This window comes from Micromonospora sp. NPDC001898 (assembly GCF_042891255.1).
Lineage (GTDB): Bacteria > Actinomycetota > Actinomycetes > Mycobacteriales > Micromonosporaceae > Micromonospora.
Window position 1 is genome coordinate 63,328 of the sequence record NZ_JBIATC010000020.1, and the last position, 23,326, is coordinate 86,653.

General features: G+C 73.7%; 9 protein-coding genes. 5 read left to right on the plus strand and 4 right to left on the minus strand.

The window, feature by feature from the left end:
* Positions 1 to 140 precede the first annotated feature (140 nt).
* The 3 genes from ACFYZF_RS26950 to ACFYZF_RS26960 all read left to right on the plus strand — a co-directional run bounded on the left by ACFYZF_RS26950 (position 141) and on the right by ACFYZF_RS26960 (position 4,282).
* Positions 141 to 692, plus strand: coding sequence for a hypothetical protein (locus tag ACFYZF_RS26950; RefSeq protein ID WP_387025377.1), 552 nt, complete (start codon positions 141 to 143; stop codon positions 690 to 692).
* Positions 676 to 3,390, plus strand: a complete 2,715-nt coding sequence (locus tag ACFYZF_RS26955) for a M48 family metalloprotease (protein ID WP_387025379.1) — start codon at positions 676 to 678, stop codon at positions 3,388 to 3,390. Before ACFYZF_RS26950 ends, ACFYZF_RS26955 begins: the two co-directional genes overlap by 17 nt.
* A 115-nt stretch (positions 3,391 to 3,505) precedes the next feature.
* Positions 3,506 to 4,282: an NAD-dependent deacetylase gene (locus ACFYZF_RS26960; protein WP_387025381.1), complete on the plus strand. Its 777-nt coding sequence runs from the start codon at positions 3,506 to 3,508 to the stop codon at positions 4,280 to 4,282.
* Positions 4,283 to 4,351: 69 nt separating this feature from the next.
* Here ACFYZF_RS26960 and ACFYZF_RS26965 read toward each other — a convergent pair whose 3' ends face one another.
* The 4 genes from ACFYZF_RS26965 to ACFYZF_RS26980 all read right to left on the minus strand — a co-directional run bounded on the left by ACFYZF_RS26965 (position 4,352) and on the right by ACFYZF_RS26980 (position 19,611).
* Positions 4,352 to 6,973, minus strand: a complete 2,622-nt coding sequence (locus tag ACFYZF_RS26965; RefSeq protein ID WP_387025383.1) for a discoidin domain-containing protein — start codon at positions 6,971 to 6,973, stop codon at positions 4,352 to 4,354.
* A gap of 912 nt (positions 6,974 to 7,885) precedes the next feature.
* Positions 7,886 to 9,376 (minus strand): hypothetical protein, encoded by a 1,491-nt coding sequence (locus ACFYZF_RS26970; RefSeq protein ID WP_387025385.1) that lies wholly within the window; start codon positions 9,374 to 9,376, stop codon positions 7,886 to 7,888.
* A 3-nt stretch (positions 9,377 to 9,379) separates the two neighbouring features.
* Positions 9,380 to 9,820 carry a hypothetical protein gene (locus ACFYZF_RS26975; protein ID WP_387025387.1) on the minus strand — a complete coding sequence of 147 codons (441 nt, stop codon included), beginning with the start codon at positions 9,818 to 9,820 and terminating at the stop codon, positions 9,380 to 9,382.
* A gap of 65 nt (positions 9,821 to 9,885) precedes the next feature.
* Positions 9,886 to 19,611, minus strand: coding sequence for an RHS repeat-associated core domain-containing protein (locus tag ACFYZF_RS26980; RefSeq protein WP_387025389.1), 9,726 nt, complete (start codon positions 19,609 to 19,611; stop codon positions 9,886 to 9,888).
* Between the two features lie 371 nt (positions 19,612 to 19,982).
* Between ACFYZF_RS26980 and ACFYZF_RS26985 the strand changes: the two genes are divergently transcribed.
* On the plus strand, positions 19,983 to 21,275 hold the full coding sequence (locus ACFYZF_RS26985; protein WP_387025391.1) for a low temperature requirement protein A: 1,293 nt from the start codon (positions 19,983 to 19,985) through the stop codon (positions 21,273 to 21,275).
* 314 nt (positions 21,276 to 21,589) lie between these two features.
* Positions 21,590 to 23,170, plus strand: a complete 1,581-nt coding sequence (locus tag ACFYZF_RS26990; protein ID WP_387025393.1) for a DHA2 family efflux MFS transporter permease subunit — start codon at positions 21,590 to 21,592, stop codon at positions 23,168 to 23,170.
* Positions 23,171 to 23,326 lie beyond the last annotated feature (156 nt).

Here is a 23,326-nt window from a genome sequence, read left to right on the forward strand (position 1 = left end):
CGGAGGCTCGGGCGGGAAATCGGTCGACAGCCGGTCCCGAGACCGCCCGGCCGGCCGGCGCGACTGTCCGGTTGCCGACCGCCAGTTGCCGCCGTCCCCCGTACGGTGACCGCGAAGACCCGCCGGAGAGCAGGAGCACGATGGCCCGGACCACGTCCACGCACACCCCGACGGCCGAGATCGAGGACGATCTGGTCCGGCTGGCCGTCCGGGCCGTGGCCCCCGCCGAGGAGCCGCTGCTGGCGTTCCTCGCGCCCGCCTACCGGCGCCGCCCCGGCCACTGGCGCCGCGACCCGGCCCGGCTCGTGCGGGTGGGCGGCGGCGAGGCCGGCGGCGGGGGCTTCGAGTGGACCATCGAGCCGCTCCTGCCGTACCTGCTGGTGTTGACCGGCATCGGGGTGGAGGCACTGCGCGACGGGCTGCGGGAGCAGGCCACGGAGGCGATCCGCGGCGGCCTGCGCGGCCTCGGTCGGCGCTGGCGGGCCCGCCGGTCCCCCGCCGGCCTCCCGCCGGCCGGCACCGTGCGGCTGGGGCCCGGCCAGCTCCTGCGCATCGAGGAGGCGGTCACCGCCGCCGCCCGGGATCCGCGCTGGGAGCTGACCGAGGACCAGGTCGCGGTGCTGCGCGACGCGGTGCGGGACGCGTTCGCCCAACGCTTCGGCGACACCGCCCCGGATGTCGACGGCAACTGAGGGCAGCGGCGGGGCCGGCGAGGGAGCGCCGCCGCTGCCCTCCACCACCCTCGGCCGGTTCGTCGCCGCGGTGACGGCGGTCGTGGGCACGAGCATGTTCGGCTGGCAGACCGTCCTCGTCGACGCCGACGCCACCCGCGCCCGGGCGGAGTGCCTGAGTGGGGTGCTGCGCGGGGCCCCGTCGCCGATCGACATGCGCGCCGGGACGGTGAACGAGGAGTCCCTGGCGGCGACGCAGCGCTGCCTGGGCACCCTGGACGCGGACCTGCTCCGGCAGATGCTCATCGGGCTGGCCGTGCTCGCGGCGGTGGCCGCCGTCGTCTACCTCGCCGCGCCCTGGTGCGAGTGCCGGCTGCGCGGCCTGCGCCGCCTCGACCGGACCCCCGGCACCGAGACGCTGCGGTCCGACCTGGCCGGGCTGGTCCGGGAGGCGGGGCTGCGCCGCCCGCCGACGTTCGTGGTGTCCCGGTCGGCGCGGATCAGTGGCAACACCTTCGGCGCGGGGCCCGTCCGGTACGTCCGGCTGGACCTGGGGCTGATGCACGCCCACCGCACGGCGCCGCACCTGTTCCGGGCCGTCGTCCTGCACGAGTTGGCCCACGTGCGCAACGCCGACGTCCACCTCACCCGGCTGACCATCGCCCAGGCGTGGGCGTTCCCGCTCGCCGTGCTCGTCCCGGTCGCGGTCAACTACGTCGGGTCGGTTCCCGCCCGGGACCTGCTCGGCGACGCCTGGCGGCTGGCCGCGTTCGCGCTGATCGTGCAGGTGTCAGCGTGGTCGGTGCTGCGTGCCCGGGAGTTCGCCGCCGACGCCCGGCTCACCGGCGACGACATCGGGGCCGTCCGGGCGCTGCTCGCCGCCGACCGCAGGCGGGCCGGCCGGTGGGCCCGGTTGGGCGCGGCCTTCCGGTTCCACCCGCTGGCCCGGGCCCGCGCGGACGCCCTGGACCACCCCGGGCGCCGGTACGCCGCCCGCCCGGTGGAGGCGCTCGGCGCCGGGCTGGCCGCCGGCATCGCCGCGCCGCCGCTGGTGGACCTGATGTCCAACCTGCCACGCACGCTGTCCGGTCCGGAGCCGTTTGGCAGCGCCTTCGCCGCCGGCGTGCTGCTCGGCGCGCCGCTCGCCCTGGTCACCACCGGCGCGTTGTGGCGGTCCGCCTGGTGGGCGCGGCGCACCGGCGCGCCGGCGGCCTCGGGCGGGCTGTTCGGCGTGGCGCTGGCCTGCGGCCTGCTCGTCGGTCGGCGGCTGGCCTGGTCCGCGGCGTACACCAGCGACCGGCGGGCCTGGTGGGTCGAGGCGATCCTGGGTCTGCTGTGGATCGCCGGCGGCGCCCTGCTCGGCCGGTGGGTGTCCGACGGCGCGCGGGCGCACCTGCGGCGCATTGCGCCGTCGGACGCGTCCCGCACCCGGCTGGCCTGGGCCGGCGCCACGCTGGCCACCACGGTGGTCAGTACCGGCTACGTGGCGGCCCTGCTCGTGCTGGACGCCTGGTCCACCGACGGCGAGTTCAGCATGTGGCGCCTCGTCGCCGCGCGCGAGGGCCACCCGGACACCCTCACCCCGCTGGTCCTGCTCGACCTGCTCGGCTTCTTCTTCCGCATCGGCGCCGCCCAGGCGCCGTACCTGCTCGCCCTGCCGCTGGCCGCGGCGCTGTTCCCGGTCCTGGCCACCCGCCACGCCACCCGGCGGGCGGTGCGCCTGGGCCTCGTCGGCGGAGCCGTCGGCGCCCTGGTGCTGCCGCTGGTGCCCCTCGGTGTCGGCGTCGCCGCGCGCGACCCCGGCCTCGCCACGTCCACCGCCGCGGTCCTGGCCGACAGCCACACCCTGCTGCCGGTCACGTTCGTCGAGCTGACCGTCGCTGTCGCGGCGGTGGCCACCCGGCGCCTGTCGCCGCCGCACGCCCTGCTGGCCGCCCTCACGGCGGGGCTGCTGATGGTCCCGGCCATCCTGGCCGCCGGCGTGGTGCTGTCCTGCGTGGCCGGCACCACGGACCGCTGCGTTCCCGCCGTGGACGGAGTCGACGCCGTCCGCGCCCTCACCCACGCCCTCGTCGTCGCCCCGGTGGCGGCGGTGCTCGCCGCCGCGCTCGGGGCGGCCGTGGCGGCGGGGCTGGCCGCCGCCGGGCGGCACCGGCGGTGGGTGGTGACCGCGGTCGCCGTGCTGCTCGCGTCCGCCGGCACGGTCGCGGTGGCCCGGGGCCGGCCGGCCCCGGCGGCGCCCGCCGCCCGCGACCCCTGCCTGGTCGGGGTCTGGCGGCTCGCCGCCGGCCGCTACCACTTCACCGTCGAGGCCGGGTCGCCGCTCGGCACGCTGGCCGGCCTCACCGGCGACGCCGGCGTCGACCTGGCCAGCGGGCCGGACACCGGCTTCGCCATCGCGTACCGGGCCGACGGCAGCGCGACCGAACTGTACGACCTCTTCGTCGCCGAGGGCAGGCTGAACGGGCACACGGTGCGCAGCGTCCACCGGGGAGTGGTGACCTACCGCTGGGCGGCCGACGCCGGGCGCTACACCCAGCACGACTCCGTCGACACCGGCGACGTGGTGCTGCGCGTCGACGACCGCGCGGTGAACGTGACGCCCACCGCCGAGGACACGAACGGCTCGTACCGGTGCGCCGACGACCGGCTCGTGATCCGCCAGGACAACGACGACGGGTCGTGGGGCGAGGAGACCTTCGTCCGCAGCCGGGCCTGACGTCGCGCCGGCCCGGACCGCGCCGGCGGCGGTGGGGTGCCCGTACGACGAGGACGGGGCGCTGTGAGACTCGTCCGGGCGCGCGGTCGGCCCGCGCGCGGGAGAGAGGCAGGACATGGGGCACGACGTACGACAGGCCGCGGCGCTGCTGGGCCGGGCGCACCGGGTGGTGGTGTTCACCGGCGCGGGCATCTCGGCCGAGAGCGGTGTGCCGACCTTCCGCGACGCCCTCACCGGGCTGTGGGAACGGTTCGACGCGCAGGAGCTCGCCACGGCACAGGCGTTCCGCGACGACCCCGCGCTGGTGTGGGGCTGGTACGAGTGGCGACGCGACGGTGTCCGGGCGGCCCGGCCGAACGCGGGGCACTTGGCGGTGGCCGCGATCGAGGCCCGCGTCCCGGACCCCGTCCTGATCACCCAGAACGTCGACGACCTGCACGAACGCGCGGGTTCGGCCGCGCCGCTGCACCTGCACGGCAGCCTGTTCGCGCCCCGCTGCTCGGCCTGCGCCCGGCCGGCGCCGCTGCCGGACGCGGCGTCGGACGAGCCGGCGAACGGCCGGCGGGTGCCACCGCCCGGGTGCCCGCGCTGCGGGGCGCCGGTCCGGCCGGGCGTGGTGTGGTTCGGCGAGGCGTTGCCGGAGGCGGCGTTGGCCGCCGCAGTCGACGCCGCGTCCTCCTGCGACCTGCTGGTGACGGTGGGCACCTCCGGCCTGGTCTACCCCGCCGCCGAGATCCCCCAGGTCGCGGCCCGCCTCGGCACCCCGGTGATCCAGGTCAACCCGCACCGGACGCCGCTGGATCCGGTCTGCGCCGTGAACCTGCGCGGGCCGGCCGCCCTGGTCCTCCCCGCCCTGGTCGAGGCGGCGTGGGGCGGCCCCGGGCAGGAATGAGGGGCACCGGCGACGCCGAGGCGCGGGCCCGGCCGACGGCACCGGCCGGGCCCGTGGCCGTCGGCCGGGTTACGGGTTCGTGGTCAGGTAGACCACCTGGTTGCCGGCGTTGGCCGTGCCGCCGGCATTGTTGATCACCCGGTTGATGGTGCCGACCCCACCGAGCGACACGGTGACCATGTTGGTGAACCGGACGTTCGGGTTGGTGGGGGCCTCGACGGCCCGGTCGGCGACCACCGAGGGGTCGACGTTGAAGTAGCAGTAGCTGCCCAGCCCCCACGCCTGGTGGCTGGTGACCCCGTCGGCCACCTTGTACGCGGCGTACCCGCGGGACGCGCCGTTCATCCAGGCGCCCTGGTTCGGCGGGTCGTAGGGCATCTCGTTCTGGTAGAAGTAGGTGCGCCCGCCGTTGCCGTTCCAGACGGTCTGGTACTTCTGGTAGTGCTCGACGAACAGCCCGTACATGGTGACGTCGTCGCCGTTGACGGTCAGGCCGGTGTCGGCGGTGTTCGCCGCCCAGCCCACCCCGTCGCCGTGGTCGGCCCGCCACAGCCACATGTGGTCGCCGATGACGTTGTCGCTGTTGACGGTCAGCGTGGTGGTGGCCCGGCCGACACCCGGCCCGCCGATGCGGAAGAAGACGTCGTGCAGCGAGGTCGGGTTGGCGGCGTGGCCGGCCGCCGAGCCGGCCGGGCCGACCTCCATCAGCACCGGCGAGTTCACCGTGCCGGCCTCGAACATCACGCCGGCCACCTTCACCCCGTCCACGTCGGCGACCCGCATGGCGGCCGTGCCGTTGTCGGGCTGGATGGTGGCCAGGCCGAGGCCGAGGACCACGGTGTTGGCGCGGTTGATCTGGATCGGCTCGCTGACGTGGTGCACGCCGGGGGTGAACAGCAGGTGCCGACCCTGGGCGAGCGCCGCGTTGATGGTGGCCGCGCTGGCGCCCGGGCGGACGACGTAGAACTCGCTGAGCGACAGCGACGAGCCGGCGGGGGTCCTGCCGTACCAGCTGGTGCCCGCCGAGTTGGCGCGCAGGGCCGGCACGAAGACCCGGTACTCGCCGGTGCCGTCGACGTACAGGAAGGGCTTCTCCCGCACCTGGGGGGTCTGCGCGATGACGGTGTGCGACGGGTTGGGGAAGTGCGGCGGCGGGGCGCCGGTGACGCCCTGGAACACCATGTTCCACACCGAGCCGGTCCAGGCCCCGAACTCGCTGTTGCGCGAGTACCACTGCTGTTGCGAACCGGAGACGACCGTGCCGTCGATCTTCGTGTCGGCCATCAGCCCGCCGCTGGACCAGCCGTCGCCGCCGTTCCAGAGCTGGATCTGGTTCTGCGCGCCGCGCAGGTGCATCCGGCGGTAGGGGGCCGCCTGCGACACCGCCCAGCGTTCGACGCTGGTGCCGGCCGGCAGGGTCACCGACAGGTTCTCGGCGGCGCGCCAGAAGTTCTGGGTGGCGTTGCCGCCCATCCAGAACGCCTCGACCCGGACGTGTCCGTTGAGGTTGACGTCGTCGGGGCTCATGCCGAGGCCGGCGACCTGGGTGAAGAAGCCGAGGTTGACGTCGGCGGTGTAGGTGCCCGGCTTGAACAGCACCGCGTACCGCTGGGGGCCGAACTGGTTGGTCTCCTGCTGGGTGAACAGGGTGTTCAGCCGGCTCTGGATGGTGGCGGTCGGCGTGCCCGGGTCGAACACGAAGGTGTTCGGGCCGAGGTTCGGGTTGCGCGGGTCGGTCGGCTCGACCGGCGGGGTGTCGGTTCCGGTCACGTTCACCTCCAGCTCCCAGAGTGAGTAGCCGTGACCGGTGGCCCGCGCGGTGCCGTACACCCGCAGGTATCGGCCGGTCGCGGTGAGGTCGAAGGGCTGGACGCCGCCGGATCCGGTGGTGGTGCTCCAGGCGGTGCTCCACGCGCTGCCGTCGGCGGAGGTCTGGATCTGGAACGCCCGGGCGTGGGCGGCCTCCCAGCGCAGCACGACCCGGCAGATCGACCGGCTGGACCCGAGGTCGACCTGGAGCCACTGGGGATCGGCCGCGAGGCTGGCCCACCGGGTGCCGGTGTTGCCGTCGACGGCCGCCGACGCGGGGGTGCCGGCGTTCTCGACGGACGAGGCGGTGGCCGGGCGGCCCTGCGCGGCGTTGGCGCTGCCGCAGGTGGGCGTCGGGCCACCGGTCTCGCCGTACACCTGGAGCTCCCAGAGCGAGTAGCCGTAGCCGGTGGCCCGCGCGGTGCCGTGCATCCGCACGTACCGGCCGGCCCCGGTGACGGTCAGGTTCTGGGTGCCGCCGGTGCCGGTGGTGGTGCTTGCGACGGTGGTCCACGCGCTGCCGTCGTCGGAGGTCTGGATCTGGAACGCCCGGGCGTAGGCGCCCTCCCAGACCAGGGTCACCTGGCTGATGGTGGCGCGGGCGCCCAGGTCGACCTGGAGCCACTGGGGATCGCTGAACGCGCTCGCCCAGCGGGTGCCGGTGTTGCCGTCGACGGCCGCCGACGCGGGCGTGCCGGCGTTCTCGGTGGACGACGCAGTCGCCGGCCGGCCCTGCGAGAGCAGCACCGGCGCCGCCTGGACCGGCGACCCGCCGGTCGGTGCCAGCGCCGCGACGAGCGCGAGCACCAGCCCGACGAGGGTACGCCGCCCGGCGGGCCGAAGGCCCGGTGCCGGACGCACGGATGGGACGCGAGATGTCATGACTCCGCCTGTCGATAGAGGGCTGCGGACGCCGCGCGTTGGGGGACGACGAGAGGACCGTGGCGCCGCGGGGGCCGCACCGCGATGGGAGAGCGCTCTCAGCGAGTGTCACCGCGAGATTGCATCCCCGTCAAGACATCGATCACCAACACTGTCGATCGATCCGACTTCCGCCCTCTCGGGACACCCCGCCCAGCTTCCGGTGGGGCGCGGCCACCGCGGCGCACCAGATCGGGGGCCATGCGCGCCGACAGCTGGCCACCAAGGGCAGGACGACTGCGCCCCGACAGTCTCCCCAGCCGGCGGCCCGCTCGTGCCGCACCTGGCCCGGATCAGGATCGCTGCCGGGCGGGCCCGCGCACCCGGAGACCGCCTTCCAGGCGCCACTCTGAAATTTCACGTACGTCAATACGATCGGCCCGAAGACCGGTGAACGCACCCAACCCGGACGGTGGGCAGTCCCGCGAACGTGGACCTCACCCGCCTGGTCCCGTCGACACCCCGCCGGGGTGCCCAGCGGGTAATGCCACCTCGTCCCTTTGCTCTGCTGCCGCCACCGCAACACCAGCACCGCCGCCAGCCCCAGCATCGCCGCGCAGCAACCAGCACCGCCGCTCAGCACCAGCACCGCGCAGCCGCTTCACGTCGGGTGCCGGCCACGAGAGGTCGGCAGAACCGTCACGCTCCGCGAGCGTTGCACAGGGGGCAGCAGAGCAAAGGGGGCGATGCGGTGTTGCCCGCCGGTCGGCGGCGATGAGGTCAGCGTCGGCGTTCCCGCCCCCTGGGGAGGGAGTTCACGATCGTCTGCTGATTTTGGAGAACTCGCCCGGCGTGTCGTCTCACAAATCAGCAAACGATCACGACAGTCGGCCGTGCACCCCGGCTCAGCATCCGGCACGGCGCCGGGGTGATCTACCCGCCGGCCAGCTCGGCGAGCGGGAACGCCCGGTGCCGGCGGGGCGGGACCAGGAAGTTCTGCCGGCGGGTGCAGGTCAGGAAACGTTCCAGGCCGTTGTCCTGCTCGGTCACCCGGTGCTTGCGTGCCAGGTCCACCGACGCCTGGCTGCGCCGCATCCGGGCGAAGAAGTCGGCGGTCGGCACGAACACGCTGAAGTGCAGCTTCGGCTGGCTGCTGCCGTCGGGCACGTCTAGGGCGTCGAAGCCGGGGCCGTCGACCCGCAGGTGCATCGGGGTGCCGTCGGGCGCCCGGGAGCTGCGCTGGAGGGTGGACAGGTGCCCCATCCGGCGTTCGCCCCGGGGCAGGCCGACGCCCCGGGCGGTGCGCTCGGCGTAGTCCGGACCGCGGTTGTCGGCGGGCAGAAAGGACGGGCCGCCGCCGTCGGTGAGCTGGTCGGCGTTGCCCGGGTGCACCGGCGGGGCATGGAACATGTACTGCACCCGCTTGGTGAAGTTGCCGTTGTCGCTGGGCGGGGTGTCCGGCGAGGCCATGTCGTAGAACTGGAGCATGTCGAGGATGACGTGCGACAGGTGCTGGATGCCCCCGTTGTCCAGGTAGTCGCCGGGGCGGGCGGTGGTCAGCCGGGCCGAGGGGTGGCCGGCGAAGGTGCAGATCGCCGGCGGACCGGAGGCGTTGACCTGCTGATCGGAGAAGCCCATCCACATCGGCGAGTCGGGCTGGATGAACCGGGCGTACGGCAGCCGGTTCTGCTCGGCCACCGAGCGGGGCAGGCCGGCCTGGGTGAACATGTGCCGGCTGGAGGTGACGGTGAGCAGCCCGGCGAAGGCCGGCGGGGGCGTGGGGAGGCCGGCCAGCGTGCCGCTGCCGTCGAACCAGGCCAGCACGTCCTGGATGACCGTGGCCCGGTCGCTGCGGAAGGTGAACAGCAGGTCGTTCTGCTCGATGCGGACCGGCACGGTGAACCGCCGCTTGGCGACCCCCGGGTTGTCCGGGTGGACGTCGGTCGGCCCCGGCTCCGCCTCCTCCAGCACCGACCGGGACGGGTCGGCGAGCAGCCGGGGCAGGTGCGCGCCGACCAGGTCGCCGGCCAGGCCGCCCGGCAGCCGCCGGAAGTACGGCAGGCCGTAGGAGACGAAGCTCATCAGGCCGGCCGCGCCGAACGGGTACCGGGATTCCAGGGCGGCGAGCACCCGGGCCAGTTCCCGCTGGTCGTCGCGGCCCGGGCCGCGTGACAGCGCGGCGGTCAGGTAGACGGTGTGCACCGGCGGCATCACGATCGGCCCGCCGGTGGGCGAGGTCTGCTCCGGCGCGCTGTACCGGGCGACGTCGAACTGGATGTCGGGCAGCCCCTGCGTCGGGTCGGGCGCGGCCGGGCGGTCCGGGGTGCGGGCGCCGGCCGAGCAGGCCGCCAACGCGGACGCGGCCATGGCCAGGGCGCCGCCGGCCAGCACCGTCCGGCGGTGCAGCCGGGGTTGGTCGCCCACGCCTCAGCTCGACCGGTCGAGCGCGGCGCGCAGCGCCCCGCCGAGTTCCTCGTCGCCCGGCGCGGTCAGCCGAACCGCCTGCCCGGTCAGCCCGACGAAGCCCTCCCGGGCGCCGCCGTTGCGGGTCGGGCTCACCAGCACCGTCGCGCCGTCCTGCTCGACGTCGACGTGCCGGGTGCCCTTGGCGTACGTGGCCCAGGAGCGCAGGCCGAGCGCGTCGAGGGCCGGCGCGAACGGCGATGGCCCGCCCCGCAGGTCGGGGGTGGGCACCCCGGTGCGCGAGGCGTCGAGCATCCGGCGCACCGCCGCGCCCAGCAGGGCGTCGGCCGGCTCGTCGAGGAGCTCGAAGGCCCCGTTGGCGATCCACATGCCGTCGCCGGTCAGCGAGGATGAGTGCGCGACGTGTCGACCTCTACGCAGGTCGAGTGCGGCGAGTCTGGTCATCGGTGTCCTCGGTGGGGAGGGGGACGCCCCAGGGTACCTTCGGGACGTCCCCACGGGAGCGCCGGCTATCTCATCGGGATGATCCGAACGGTCACCCCCTTCTGGGCGCCGTACTGGACTATCTGGTTGAGCGCGTTCTGCTGGGCGCTGGTGGCCGCGCCGCGTTGGACGGCGATCTCCAGCTCCCGGGCGGCGACCTGGCCCGGTCTGATGGTGACGCCGTCCCAGGTGACCGGGTTGCTCTTGGCGAAGCCGGCCGCCTTGTCCACGTAGCCCTGCAACCGGCTGGTGAGCTGACCGGCGGTCTGGTACGACTTCGCGGTCAGGTCGACGCTCTTGATGCTGGTGGCGGTGCCGTTGGCGAACCGGTCGATGGTCGGGAAGCTGCGCGGCAGGTTGCCGCCGAGCTTCGCCTCGATGGCCAGGCCGCGCTCGAACTGGTTGAGCTTCCACACCGAACTGCCGGCCTTCAGGTACGCCCCGAGGCCGCCGCTGACCGCGCCCAGCGCGCCGCCGATCGCGAAGTCCTTCAGGGCGTCGCCCATGCTGTACTTGCGGCCGGTCAGCGCCGCGAGGCCCGCCCCGATGCCGACCGAGGAGGCGCCGCCGATCAGCGCCCCGATCAGGATCGGCACGCAGATCGGGCAGTCGCCGTTGGGGTCGGACAGGTTGACCGGGTCATTGAGGGCGTACGTGTACAGGTTGGCGCTGCCGCCGCCGAAGCCGGCCGGGTCCTGGCTGAGGAACCGGCCCGTCTCGGGGCTGTACCAGCGGGCCCGGTGGTAGTTCAGCCCGGTGGCGGCGTCGCGTTCCCGGCCGGTGAACTGCTGGGTGTTGCCGCTGGCGGCGCCGCTGGCGGTGACCGCGCCGAACGGGTCGTAGGCGTACCGGGTGGTCAGGGTGCCCGCGGAGTCGGCCAGGCCGAGCACGCTGCCGAGCGCGTCGGTGATCGGCACCCGGGGGCCGGCGGCGTCGCTGCGGACCAGCGTCTGGTCGAGCCCGGCGGTGAGCCGGTCGGCGGCGGTCGCGCCGGTCTGCTCGCGGACCAGGTTCGGGCCGTCGTAGAGGAATCCGGTGGTGGCCCCGCCGGCCGCGCGGCTGGCGAGCCGCCCGGCGGCGTCGTAGCCGTACGCGGTGGTCAGGCCCGGCCCGGTGACCCCGGCCAGCTCGCCCCGGGCGTTCCAGGTGTAGCCGAGCACGCCGTCGCCGGTCAGGTTGCCCTCGTCGTCGTAGCTGAACGTCCGGTCGCCTCGGCTGGTCAGCCGGTTGGCGGCGTCGTAGCTGGTCGAGGGGCCGGTGCCCGGGACGGTGACCTGGGCGAGGCTGCCGGTCAGGTCCCGCACCCGCCCGGCGCCGTCGTAGGAGTAGCCGAGGTGGCCGATCGGCACCGCGCCGGCGGTCTCGTAGAACATCCCGGTGAGCTGGGACGCGGCGTCGTACGTGTACTTCGTGGTGATGCCGGCCTGCTCGACCCGGTCGGTGCGGCCGGCGGCGTCCCGGTGCCAGGTGGCGGTGGTGGCGCCCTGGGTGATCTGCGCGATCAGGCCGGTCTGGTCGTAGCCGTAGGCGACCGCCGGCTGGCCGGGCACGGTCATTCCGGAGCGCCGGCCGGCGGCGTCGTAGGTGTAGCCGACGGTGCCGGTGGGGCCGGCCACGCTCACCACCTGGTCGAGGTCGTTCCAGCCGAGGGTGAGCAGCCCGCCGGCCGAGTCGTTGATGGTGGTGAGCCGGTCCAGGGCGTCGTAGCCGAACTGCTTGGTGCTCTCGTAGCTCGGTCCGGCGGTCTTGCCGTATCCGATGAAGGTGGTGCGGCCGAGCACGTCGTAGCCGGTGACGGTGGTCTTGCCGCGCCGGTCGGTGGCGGAGACGACCCGGCCGAGCACGTCGTACGCCTGCTGGGCCTGTTTGCCGAGCGGGTCGGTGACGGTGACCGGGCGGTCGGAGCTGTCGTAGGCGACGGTGGTGCTGTTGCCCCGGGCGTCGGTGACCTTCGTCAGGTTGCCGTTGCCGTCGTACTCGAAGGTGGTGGCCCGGCCGAGGCCGTCGGTGCTGGTGAGAACCTGGTTGTCCGGGTCGTAGCGGACGTGTTCCAGCACGCCCCTCGGGTCGGTGACCGCCACGGGGCGGCCGACGGCGTCGACGAAGCTGCGGGTGGTCCGGCCCACCGGGTCGGTCACCGCGACGAGGTCGCCCTGCTCGTAGGTGTAGCGGGTGGTGTTGCCGAGCGGGTCGGTGAACGAGGTGACCTGGCCGGCGGTGTTGTAGGCGTAGCGGCGGGTGCGGCCGGCGGCGTCGGTCGCCGCCGTGAGGTTGCCGGTGTCGTCGTACCCCATCCGGGTGGTCCGGCCCTGGTCGTCGGTGACCGAGGTGAGCTGCCGGTACGGGCCGCCGGAGGTGACCGTGGCGGACTGCGCGGCGGCGGTGCCGGCGAGCGCGGTGAGCGAGGTGAGCTGCCCGTTCGCGCCGTACCCCAGGGTGGTCCGCCGCCCGTACGGGTCGACCAGCGCGGTCGGTAGGTGGGTCGCCGGGTCCCGGGTGGTGGTGGAGGTGCGCGCCTGGGCGGTGCCGGCGGCGGTGGTCTCGGCGGCCACCCGGTGGTCGGCGTCGAAGCTGGTCTCCCGGACGCTTCCGTCCGGCTCGGTGACGGCCGTCTTCACGACCTTGCCGGCGGTGTCGGTGGTGTACTCGAAGCCGTAGGTGACGCCGCCGGGCATGGTCTGGGCGGCCACCCGACCGGCCGCGTCGTAGGTGTTGGTCAGGTAGGTGACCCCCCGGGCGTCGGTGACCGTGGTCATCCGGTGCGCGGTGTCGTAGGTGTACGTGGTGGTCCGGCCGCCGGGCGAGGTGACCGTGGTCAGCCGGCCGGAGCCGTCGTAGCCGTACTGCACGGCCCGGCCCGCGTTGTCCTGCGCCCGGGTGACCCGGCCGCCGCTGTAGGTGAGTTTGATCCAGCGGCCGTTGGGCGAGGTGACCTGGGTGATGTCGCCGGACTGGCCGCCGCTGGACCGGGTCAGGGTGATCTGGTTGCCGTGCCGGTCCCGGATGGACTGCAACGGGGTGTTCTCGCCGAAGACGTAGACCATGCCGTCGGTGCGGACCAGGTCCCAGCCGTCGCCGTTCCAGCTCATCACGGCGTCCCGGAACGGGCCGGTGGTGTCGACGGCCTTGAACACCGCGTCGGTCCAGCCGGTTCCGGGGCTGATCCGGTCCATGTGGACCTTGCCGCTGTCCGGGAGGACCAGGTCGGCCTCGGTGTACTCCTGCTCGGAGAAGACGAAGATGCCGTAGGTGAAGTTCGCGCCGATGCCGAACTCGCGGTTCTGGGTGTCGTTCTGCCGGTAGGTGCGGGTGATCGAGATCGGCAGCACGTCGTTCACGGTCAGGTCGGTGTGCTCGTCGACGAAGAGGCCGCTGGCCAGGTCGACGGGGTCGCCGCCGGAGTCGCCGTCCTCGCCGGGCCCGGTGCCGGCGGGGCGCTTGCCGCTGCCGTTGAACATCGCGCCGGTGAACTCCCAGACCCGCACGTCGGGGTCGGGCACGATCTGCCGGCCGTCGGGGGTGACGGTGCCGCGGCCGTAGATGTACCAGCCCGCCTCCGCGCCGGTCACCGCGCAGACGGCAGGGATCTTCGCCGCCTTGGTGGGCTTCTTCGGGTACGACTTCACCGACGCCCTGGTGCACGGCGCCCGCTCCGGGTCGTAGTCCCAGAAGTCCAGGCGGCTGCCCGGCGCCAGGCCCTGGGTGTTCGGGTAGATGATCTGCGCGCCCTTCGGCAGGATCACCGAACCGCCGGGCTGCACGGTGAAGTAGACCGGGGTGCGTACCCCGGCCGGAAGCGGGAACGGCGGCTGGTCCACCGGCAGCGCGGTGATGGACAGTTCGGTGACCCGCTTGCCGGCCCGGTCGCGGATCACGCTGCCCTTGGGCAGCCGCACCTCGAAGCCGGGGATCGCCGGGGTGGTGATGACCGTCTGCTTCCTGGTGGGCGACGGGAACCGGACGCTGTTCGCGGTGTCGAGCCGGGTCATCCAGATCGGGTACGACAGCTCGACGGTCTCCCCCGCCCGCAGGTCCACCCCGGTCTCGAAGCGGCCGAAGGCGCGGCCGGGGCTGCCGGCCGTCGCGCCGTCGATGACCAGGACGTGGTGCCCGGCGGTGAGCCCGGTGAGCAGGAACCGGCCGGTGGCGTCGGTGCGGGTGCTGCGCCGGCCCACCTTGAGGGTGACGTCGGCCAGCGGGCGGCCGTTGAGCAGCAGGGCCTGCCCGGCGAGCGCGGTCGCCCCCCGCTCGGCGCGCAGGGCCGGCTGGAGGTTGCCGTACGCGCCGGTGCGGTGGCTCTCCCAGTCCTCGCCGGCCAGGTTGAACCGGTCCGGCGTCCAGGTTTCGGTCACGTCGCCGACGGGCCGGGCCGGGATCTTCGCCGACGCCTTTTTGGCGGCGGCTGCGGCGGGCAGCCGCACCTCGCCGGTCAGGCCGCCGACGGTGCTCGACGCCGGGTCGACGAAGAGGGTGTAGGTGCCGGCCACCGGCAGGGTGACCGAGGTGAAGGTGCAGCTGCCTCCGCAGTAGACACTGCTGCCGAGGTTCGTCCCGTCCGGCTTCCGGATGATCGCCGTCGCGTTGTACGTGCCGTAGGTGCCGGCCGTGACGGCCACGGTGACCACCTGGCCGGCGGTGCCGGGGAAGGTGAGCGTGGCGTTCTGGCCGGGCACGGTGGTGGTCAGGGTGGCCCCCGGGCCGCCCGGGGTGAGGGCCGCGGTGGCGTCGGCCGGCACCTCGTGCACCCGCAGGGTCACCGCGCCGGTGTAGGCCGCGTCGGGGTTCAGCAGGATCGTGTACGTCCCGGCGACCGGCAGCGTCGTGACGTCGAAGAAGCACGTCGCACCGCAGTACGCGCTGCTGCCGAGGTTCGTCCCGTCCGGCTTACGGATGATCGCCGTCGCGTTGTACGTGCCATAGGTGCCGGCGCTGCCCACCACCGAGATCCGCTGCCCGGCGGCGCCGGCGAACGACAGCACCGCGTTCTGGCCCGGGACGGTGGTGGTCAGGGTGACCGCGCTGCCGCCCGGCGTCGTGCCGGAGGTGGCGTCGGCCGGCACGTCGTACAGGCGCAGGGAGACCGAGCCGGTGTACATGCCGTCGGGGTTCAGCAGGATCGTGTATGTCCCGGCGACCGGCAGCGTCGTGACGTCGAAGAAGCACGTCGCACCGCAGTACGCGCTGCTGCCGAGGTTCGTCCCGTCCGGCTTACGGATGATCGCCGTCGCGTTGTACGTGCCATAGGTGCCGGCGCTGCCCACCACCGAGATCCGCTGCCCGGCGGTGCCCGTGAACGACAGCACCGCGTTCTGGCCCGGGGCGGTGGTGGCCACCGACACGGCCGGGCCGCCGACGGTGGCGCTGACCGCCGCGTCGGCCGGCACGTCGTACACCCGCAGGGTCACCGCGCCGGTGTAGGCCGCGTCGGGGTTCAGCAGGATCGTGTACGTCCCGGCGACCGGCAGCGTCGTGACGTCGAAGAAGCACGTCGCACCGCAGTACGCGCTGCTGCCGAGGTTCGTCCCGTCCGGCTTACGGATGATCGCCGTCGCGTTGTACGTCCCGTACGTGCCGGCGGTCCCCTGCACCACGATCCGCTGACCCGGCGCCCCGGTGAACGACAGCACGGCGTTCTGGCCGGGGACGGTGGTGGTGAGGGTGGCGGCGGACCCGCCCGGGGTGGTGCTGGCGGTGGCGTCGGCCGGCACGTCGTACACCCGGACCGTGAGCGCGCCGGTGTAGGTGGACGCCGGGTCGAGCAGGAGGCTGTACGTGCCGGCGACCGGCAGCACCATCGCGTCGAACAGGCAGGACGCCCCGCAGTACGCGCTGCTGGTCAGGTTCGTTCCGTCCGGCTTGCGCACGATCGCCGTCGCGTTGTACGTCCCGTACGTGCCGCCGGTGCCCTGGACCAGGATCCGCTGCCCGGCCGTTCCGGGGAACGAGACCACGCCGTTCTGCCCGGGGACGCTGGTGGTGACGGTGACCGGTGCGCCGCCCGGGGTGGTGCTGACGGTGGCGTCGACGGGCACGTCGAACACCTGCGCGGTCAGGCTGCCGACGGCCACCCCGACCGGGTCGACCAGCAGGGTCCAGGTGCCGGCCGTGGCCAGCGACACCGAGCTGAACGAGCAGCTCGTCGCGCAGGACGAGGAGCTGGTGACGGCGCTGCCGTTGGGCGCGCGCAGCGTCACGGTCACGTTGCCCCCGCCGAACGCGCCGGCGGAGAGGCTGACGGTGACGACCTGCCCGGCGGTGCCGGGGAACGACACCACGGCGTTCTGCCCGGGCACGGTGGTGGTCACCGACACCGCCGCGCCGCCCGGGGTGGTGGCCGCCGTGGCGTCGGCCGGCACGGCGTACACCCGGGCGGTGAGCGCGCCGACGGCGGTGGCCTTCGGGTCGACCAGCAGGGTGTACGTGCCGTCCGCCGGCAGGAGGGTGCTGTCCAGGAAGCACGAGGTCCCGCAGGCGGTGTTCGACGTGACCGTGGTGCCGTCGGGGCGGCGCAGCGTCACCGTCGCCTCGGCGGCGCCGAACGTGCCGCCGCTGAGCTGCACCGCGACCCGCTGCCCGGTGGTGCCCGGGAACGACACCACCGCGTTCTGCCCGGGCACGGTGGTGGTCACCGACACCGCCGCGCCGCCCGGGGTGGTGGCCGCCGTCGCGTCGGCGGGCACGTCGTGCACCTTCGCGGTGATGCTGCCGACGACCGTGCCCTTCGGGTCGACGAGGACGGTGTACGTGCCGGCCACGGTGAGCGCCTGGGTGTCGAGGAGGCAGGAGGTGCCGCAGGTCGTGTGGGACACGATCGTGGTGCCGTCGGGGCGGCGCAGCGTCACCGTCGCCTCGGCGGCGCCGAACGTGCCGCCGCTGAGCTGCACCGCGACCCGCTGGCCGGCCGTGGCGGGGAAGGAGACCACCGCGTTCTGCCCGGGCACGGTGGTGGTCACCGACACCGCCGCGCCGCCCGGGGTGGTGTTGGCGACCGCGTCGTTGGGCAGGTCGTAGACCCTGGCGGTGACGGCGCCGAGGACGGTCCCGGTCGGGTTGACGAACACGGTGTACGTGCCGGTGGCCGGGAGGGTGACCGCGTTGAACGCGCAGCTCGTGCCGCAGTAGCTCTCGCTGACCACGGTGGAGCCGTCCGGGGCGCGCACCGTCACGGCGGCGTTGTAGGTGCCGAAGGTGCCGTTGGCCAGGGTCACCGAGACGACCTGCCCGGCGGTGCCGGGGAAGGAGACGACGGCGTTCTGCCCCGGCACGGTGGTGGTCACGGTGACCGCGGCCCCGCCGGGCGTGGTGGTCGCCGAGGCGTCCGCGGGCACGGCGTTGACCTGGGCGGTGACCTGGCCGACGTAGGTGGTGTCGGGGTTGAGCAGCAGGGTGTACGTGCCGTCGACCGGCAGCACGACCGTGTCGAAGAAACACGACGCCCCGCAGTACGCACTACCGGTCAGGCTCGACCCATCCGGCTTACGGATCACCCCCGAGGCGTTGTACGTCCCGTACGTGCCGCCGCTGAGCTGCACCGACACCCGCTGCCCGGCCGTGCCGGCGAAGGAGACCACCGCGTTCTGCCCCGGCGTCGTGGTGCCCACGGTGACCGCGGCCCCGCCCGGGGTCGCGGTCGCCGTCGCGTCCGGCGGCACCAGGTGGACCTGCGCGGTGACCTGGCCGACGTAGGCGCCGTCCGGGTTGAGCAGCAGGGTGTACGTGCCGTCGACCGGCAGCACGACCGTGTCGAAGAAACACGACGCCCCGCAGTACGCACTACCGGTCAGGCTCGACCCATCCGGCTTACGGATCACCCCCGAGGCGTTGTACGTCCCGTACGTGCCGCCGCTGAGCTGCACCGACACCCGCTGCCCGGCCGTGCCGGCGAAGGAGACCACCGCGTTCTGCCCGACGACCGTGGACACGGTGACCGGGGCGGAGCCAGGTGCGGTGCCCGCCGTCGCGTCCGCCGGCACGTCGTGGACCTGCGCGGTGACCGCCCCGACGTAGCTGGTGTCGGGGTTGACCAGGATGGTGTACGTCCCGTCGACCGGCAGCACCGTGGTGTCGAACAGACACGAGCTGCCGCAGTACGCGCTGCCGGTCAGGTTCGACCCGTCCGGCTTGCGCACCACCGCCGAGGCGTTGTACGTCCCGTACGTGCCGCCGGTGAGCTGGACCAGGACCCGCTGGCCCGCCGTGCCGGGGAACGAGACGACGCTGTTCTGGCCGGGCACCGTCGTGGTGGCGGTGACCTGGGGGCCGCCGGGAGTGGTCGCCACGGCGGCGTCGGCCGGCACGTCGTACACCTGGACGGTGATCGCCCCGGTGGTGGTGGACTGCGGGTCCACCGCGACGGTGTACGTGCCGTCGGTGGGCAGCACGGCGGTGTCGAGGAAGCAGGCGGCGCCGCAGGATCCGTTGGAGGTGACGGTGCCGCCGCCCGGCTTGCGCAGCGTGACGGCGGCGTTGTAGGTGCCGTACGTGCCGCCGCTGAGCTTGACCGAGACCCGCTGGCCGGTGCTGCCGGCGAAGGTGACGGCGGCGTTCTGGCCGGGCACGGTGGTGGTGACGGTGACCGGGTCCCCGCCCGGCGTGGTGGCCGCCGCCGCGTCGGCGGGCACCTCCCGCACGGTCGCGGAGACCGAGCCGGTGGCAGTGCTCGACGCGGCCAGCAGCAGCGTGTACGTGCCCGCCGTGCGGGCCGTCACCGTGTCGATGAAGCCGGTGGCGCCCACGCACCCGGACGACGCCGCGGTGCGCCCGAACGGGTCGAGGACCTTCGCGGTGGAGATGCCGCAGGAGCCGAAGGTGCCGTCGGCGAACTGCACGCTCGCCCGCTGCCCCTCGGTCAGGTCGAACACGACCAGCGCGACGTCGCCGGCGCTCGGGATCGACACGGACCCGGTGCCGCCGAGCGCGACCCGGGAGGTGTGCACCACGTCGGCGACGGCGTACGGGGTGGGGGCGACGAAGACGTCGGCGGCGGCGTCGCCGCTGCCGTGCCGGGTGCGGACCCCGATCCGGCCGGAGCCGGCGCCGGTGGGCACCTGGACGGTCAGGCTGCCGGCGGCGACCGCCGAGGGGAAGGCCCGGGTGCGGTTGAGGGTGACGGCGTTGTCGGCCGCCTCGGCGGCGAAGCCGGTGCCGGTGACGGTGACCGTGTCGCCGGGGGCGACGACGGTCGGGGAGACGCCGCTGACGGTCGGCGCGGACTCGTCCGGTCCGACGACCACGAAGGACTGCGGGCTGCTCACGGTGGCCCCGCCGACGGCGACGGTGACCAGCCCGGTGGTCGCCCCGGCGGGAACCCGGGCGACCAGCCGCCGGCCGGCGGCCGCGGTGACCGTGGCCGGGACGCCGTTGAACGCGACGGTGTTCTCGACCGGCACGGTGGAGAAGCAGCCGCCCTCCAGGGTGACCTCGGCGCCGACGGCCGCCCGGGCCGGCACCACCGACAGCAGCGCGAGTGCGGGGCTGCCCTCTCCGGTGACGGAGGTGATGTTGCCCGCCGGGTCGTACCGGTACCGGGCGGTCCGGCCAGCCTGGTCCTGCACGCCGGCCAACTGCCCGGCGGCGTCGTACGCGTAGCCGACCGAGTCGCAGGAGACCGAGGCCGGGACCATGTCCGGCAGGTCCGCCCGGACGGCGAGCGCCGGCAGCAGGACGAGTGCGGCGAGGGCCGCGCCGAACCGCAGTCGGGCACCGGCCCAGACCCTCGATCGGATGGTGCGCGGGCCGAGCGGTCCCGACATGCTGCCTCCCAGGACGGTACGTTCTGGGAGGCAACGTAGGCGGTTTCCATCAACGGGCATAGATCGCCAGGTGGACGGAGGCCCGCCCACTGAGATCACCCACAGTGCCCGCGCCGTCGACCGGCCGAAACGCCCGCGGCGGTCGCAGCGATGTCGGCTATCGGACAGTTGATTGCGTTGCCTGATCCCGGGGCAAAAGCGGGCAGGTCAGCGGGCATCTCCGAAATGGACGCGGACCGTTGCAACCCACCCGGCCGGTGAGCAGCGGAGGGGCCTGCCGTCTCCTGGGCGAGACCGGCGGCGCCCGCTCCTGGCGGCCGGATTCCTCGTTCCTTCCCGTGGCCTCCGGTCCGGCTGCCACACTCGGCAGGATGAGCGCCGTCCGCCAGCCCGGCCGGTTCGTGCCTGCCGCACCCGGGTCGCGGGTCACCCGGCTGGAACTGTTCTACGACCTGGTGTTCGTGTTCGCGTTCCTCAACGTCACCACGCTGGTGGCGGAAGAACTGAAGCCGATCGCGCTGCTCTACGGGGCGGTGGCGCTGGCGCTGCTGTGGTGGTGCTGGGTCAGCTTCGCCGCGCTTGGCAACTACCTGCGGGCCGACCAGGGAGTGGTCCCGCTGATCGGCGCGGTGACGGTGGCCGCGCTGCTGGTGCTGGTGCTGGCGCTGCCCGAGGCGTTCTCCGACCGCCCGGGCGGCCCACCGGGGCCGTTGGTCTTCGCGGGCAGCTATCTGGCCATCCGGGGACTGCAGGTGTTCGCGCTGGTGACGCGCAGCCGGGAGCGGCGCGGCGCGCTGTGGCGGCTGAGCCTGCCGGTGATCATCAGCATCACCCTGATCCTCGCCGCCGCCCTGCTGCCGTCCGCGCCGGATTGGTCGAGGCTGAGCTTGCTGCATCTCGGGCTGTGGGTGGCCGCGGTAGGCGTCGAGTTCATCATGGGGCCGAGGGCACGCGGCTCGGGCCTGACGGTGGTCTCCGCCGGCCACTGGGCGGAGCGGTACGCGCTCATCGTGCTCATCGCGCTCGGCGAGTCCATCATCGCGCTGGGCACGGGGGCGCAGTTGACCATCGGCCTCCCGTTGACCTGGCCAGTGGTGGTGGCGGCGGTCCTCGGCGTCACCGTCATCGCCGCGCTGTGGTGGATGTACTTCGATGTCCTGGCTCCGGCGCTGGAGCAGACGATGCACCGCACGCGGGACGCCGCGCAGCGGTTGGTCCTGGCCCGAAGCGCGTACGCCTACCTGCACTTTCCCCTGATCGCGGGGGTCATCCTGTTCGCGCTGGGCCTCAAGCGGTACCTGACCACCATCGCCGGGGCGCAGGGCAACCCCTGGCTCGCCCGGCCGGCCGGGCTGGACGACGTCGCCCTCTTCGGCGGGGTGATCATCTACCTCACGGCGCTACTCGCCCTGGAGTGGCGCGCCGTCCGGCGGGTACGGCCGGCACCGGTGGTCACGCTCGTGGTGTTCGTCGTCGGTGCGGTGGCCGTGGGCAAGTTGCCGGCGACCATCAGCCTGGCGCTCCTGGCGCTGATCTGCGTCGCGCTGGTGCTCGGTGGACTGCGCAGCGGTGATCCGCTTCGCCGCCAGGTGCGCCAGACGGTTCTGGAGGAGCAGCTCGCCACCGAACACGACCAGTCGGAGTGGCGCCGCCACAATCTGTGACGGCGCGGGTCCGGCCGGCCCCGTCACGCGCCGCCCGCGTACCGGTAGCGGCCGGCGACCTCCCGGAATCAGTGACCGTGACCACAGCCGGATGATCCAATAAAGGGCGGTGAGTTGGGCGTCGGCCTTGTTACCGTCGCGGCGTGCGTCCGCAGGCGGACCAGGCGCGCGAGGGGGGAGACGGCGTGCGGGCCCGGGGGCACGGGCGGTCGTCTGCGACCTTCCCACCTGACTTCTGACTCAGACGTGAGGCCGCGCGCGGTGTAGCGCGCGGCCGACCGGCGTCATTCGCAAGTTTCACCAGGAGATTCGCTTTGAGTAGTCCATCCGCGGCGCCGGCCAAGCTCGACGCCGCCGTTCTGAAGATCGCCGGGGTCGTGGTCCTCGGTGCGATCATGTCGATCCTCGACGTGACGGTGGTCAGCGTCGCCCTGCCCACCTTCCAGACCGAATTCGACGCGTCGTACGCCCGGGTCGCCTGGACGATGACGGGCTACACGCTGGCGCTGGCCACGGTGATCCCGTTGACCGGCTGGGCCGCCGACCGGTTCGGCACGAAGCGGCTCTACATGGCGGCGCTCCTGCTGTTCACGCTCGGCTCCGGCCTGTGCGCCACCGCCGACTCGATCGGCCAGCTCATCGGCTACCGGGTGCTACAGGGTCTCGGCGGCGGCATGCTGATGCCGCTCGGCATGACGATCATGACGCGGGCGGCCGGCCCGGACCGGATCGGTCGGCTGATGGCCGTGCTGGGCATCCCGATGCTGCTCGGCCCGATCGGCGGGCCGATCCTGGGTGGCTGGCTGATCGACGTGGCCAGCTGGCACTGGATCTTCCTGATCAACCTGCCGATCGGCGCCGCCGCCCTGGCCTACGCGCAGTGGGCGCTGCCGAAGGACAACCCGGAGCCGTCCGAGTCGTTCGACATCGTCGGCATGCTGATGCTCTCGCCGGGCCTGGCCCTCTTCCTGTACGGGGTGTCGTCGCTGCCCGAGACCGGCACGTTCGCCCACAACAAGGTGTGGCTGCCGATGCTGGTCGGCGGGCTGCTGGTCATCAGCTTCGTCCTCTACTCGTTCAAGCCGAAGCACCCGCTGTTGGACCTGCGCCTGCTGCGCGACCGCAACCTCACGGTCGCGGCCGTGACGCTGGCCGTGTTCATGGTCGCGTTCATGGGCGCCGGCCTGCTGTTCCCGAGCTACTTCCTGCAGGTACGCGGCGAGTCGACGCTCGACGCCGGCCTGCTGATGGCGCCGCAGGGCATCGGCGCGATGGTCACCATGCCGATCGCCGGCATGCTGGCCGACAAGTACCCGGTCGGCCGGACGGTGCCGTTCGCGCTGGTGCTGATCGCGGCCGGCTTCTTCGCGTTCACGCAGGTCGGCACCGACACCTCGTACTGGGTGCTGTGCGGTTCGCTCTTCGTCATGGGTCTGGGCATGGGCGGCACGATGATGCCCGTCATGACGTCCGCGCTGAAGACGCTGACGAACCACGAGGTGGCCCGGGGCTCCACGCTGCTGAACATCCTCCAGCAGATCGCCGGCTCGGTCGGATCGGCGATGATGTCGGTGATCCTGACCAAGGAGCTGAACAACTCGCCGGCCATCCCCGGGATGGTCGACCCGAACAGCGGCAAACCGATCACCGAGGCCGGCCTCGCGATCGCCGTCAAGCAGAACCCGGACCTGGCCCAGCAGTTCCCGGTCGACCCGGGAATCATCCAGCGGGGCCTGGAGTACGTGGCCAACTCGTTCGGCACCACCTTCTGGGTCGGCTTCGCGCTGATGCTGGTGACGTTCGTCCCGGCCTACTTCCTGCCGCGCAGGCGGCAGAAGTCCCACCTGCTCGACGACGAGCAGGGCGGCGACCGCACCCCGGTGATGATCCACTGATCGGCGCGCGGCGTGGGGCCGGTGGGCCGCACGCCACGGCGCCGACGCCCGGGGGGGGGGGGGGGGGGGGGGGCGGGGGGGGGGGGGGGGGGGCGGGGGGGGGCCGGGCGCGCGCGGGGGGGCGGCGCGGGGGGGGGGGGCGGGGGGGCGGCGGGG

Bases quoted from the DNA above. Each gene is read 5' to 3' on its own strand.
- ACFYZF_RS26960 (WP_387025381.1), top strand. From the start codon at position 3,506: ATGGGGCACGACGTACGACAGGCCGCGGCGCTGCTGGGCCGGGCGCAC.
- ACFYZF_RS26980 (WP_387025389.1), bottom strand. From the start codon at position 19,611: ATGTCGGGACCGCTCGGCCCGCGCACCATCCGATCGAGGGTCTGGGCC.
- ACFYZF_RS26955 (WP_387025379.1), top strand. From the start codon at position 676: ATGTCGACGGCAACTGAGGGCAGCGGCGGGGCCGGCGAGGGAGCGCCG.
- ACFYZF_RS26975 (WP_387025387.1), bottom strand. From the start codon at position 9,820: ATGACCAGACTCGCCGCACTCGACCTGCGTAGAGGTCGACACGTCGCG.
- ACFYZF_RS26985 (WP_387025391.1), top strand. From the start codon at position 19,983: ATGAGCGCCGTCCGCCAGCCCGGCCGGTTCGTGCCTGCCGCACCCGGG.
- ACFYZF_RS26965 (WP_387025383.1), bottom strand. From the start codon at position 6,973: ATGACATCTCGCGTCCCATCCGTGCGTCCGGCACCGGGCCTTCGGCCC.
- ACFYZF_RS26950 (WP_387025377.1), top strand. From the start codon at position 141: ATGGCCCGGACCACGTCCACGCACACCCCGACGGCCGAGATCGAGGAC.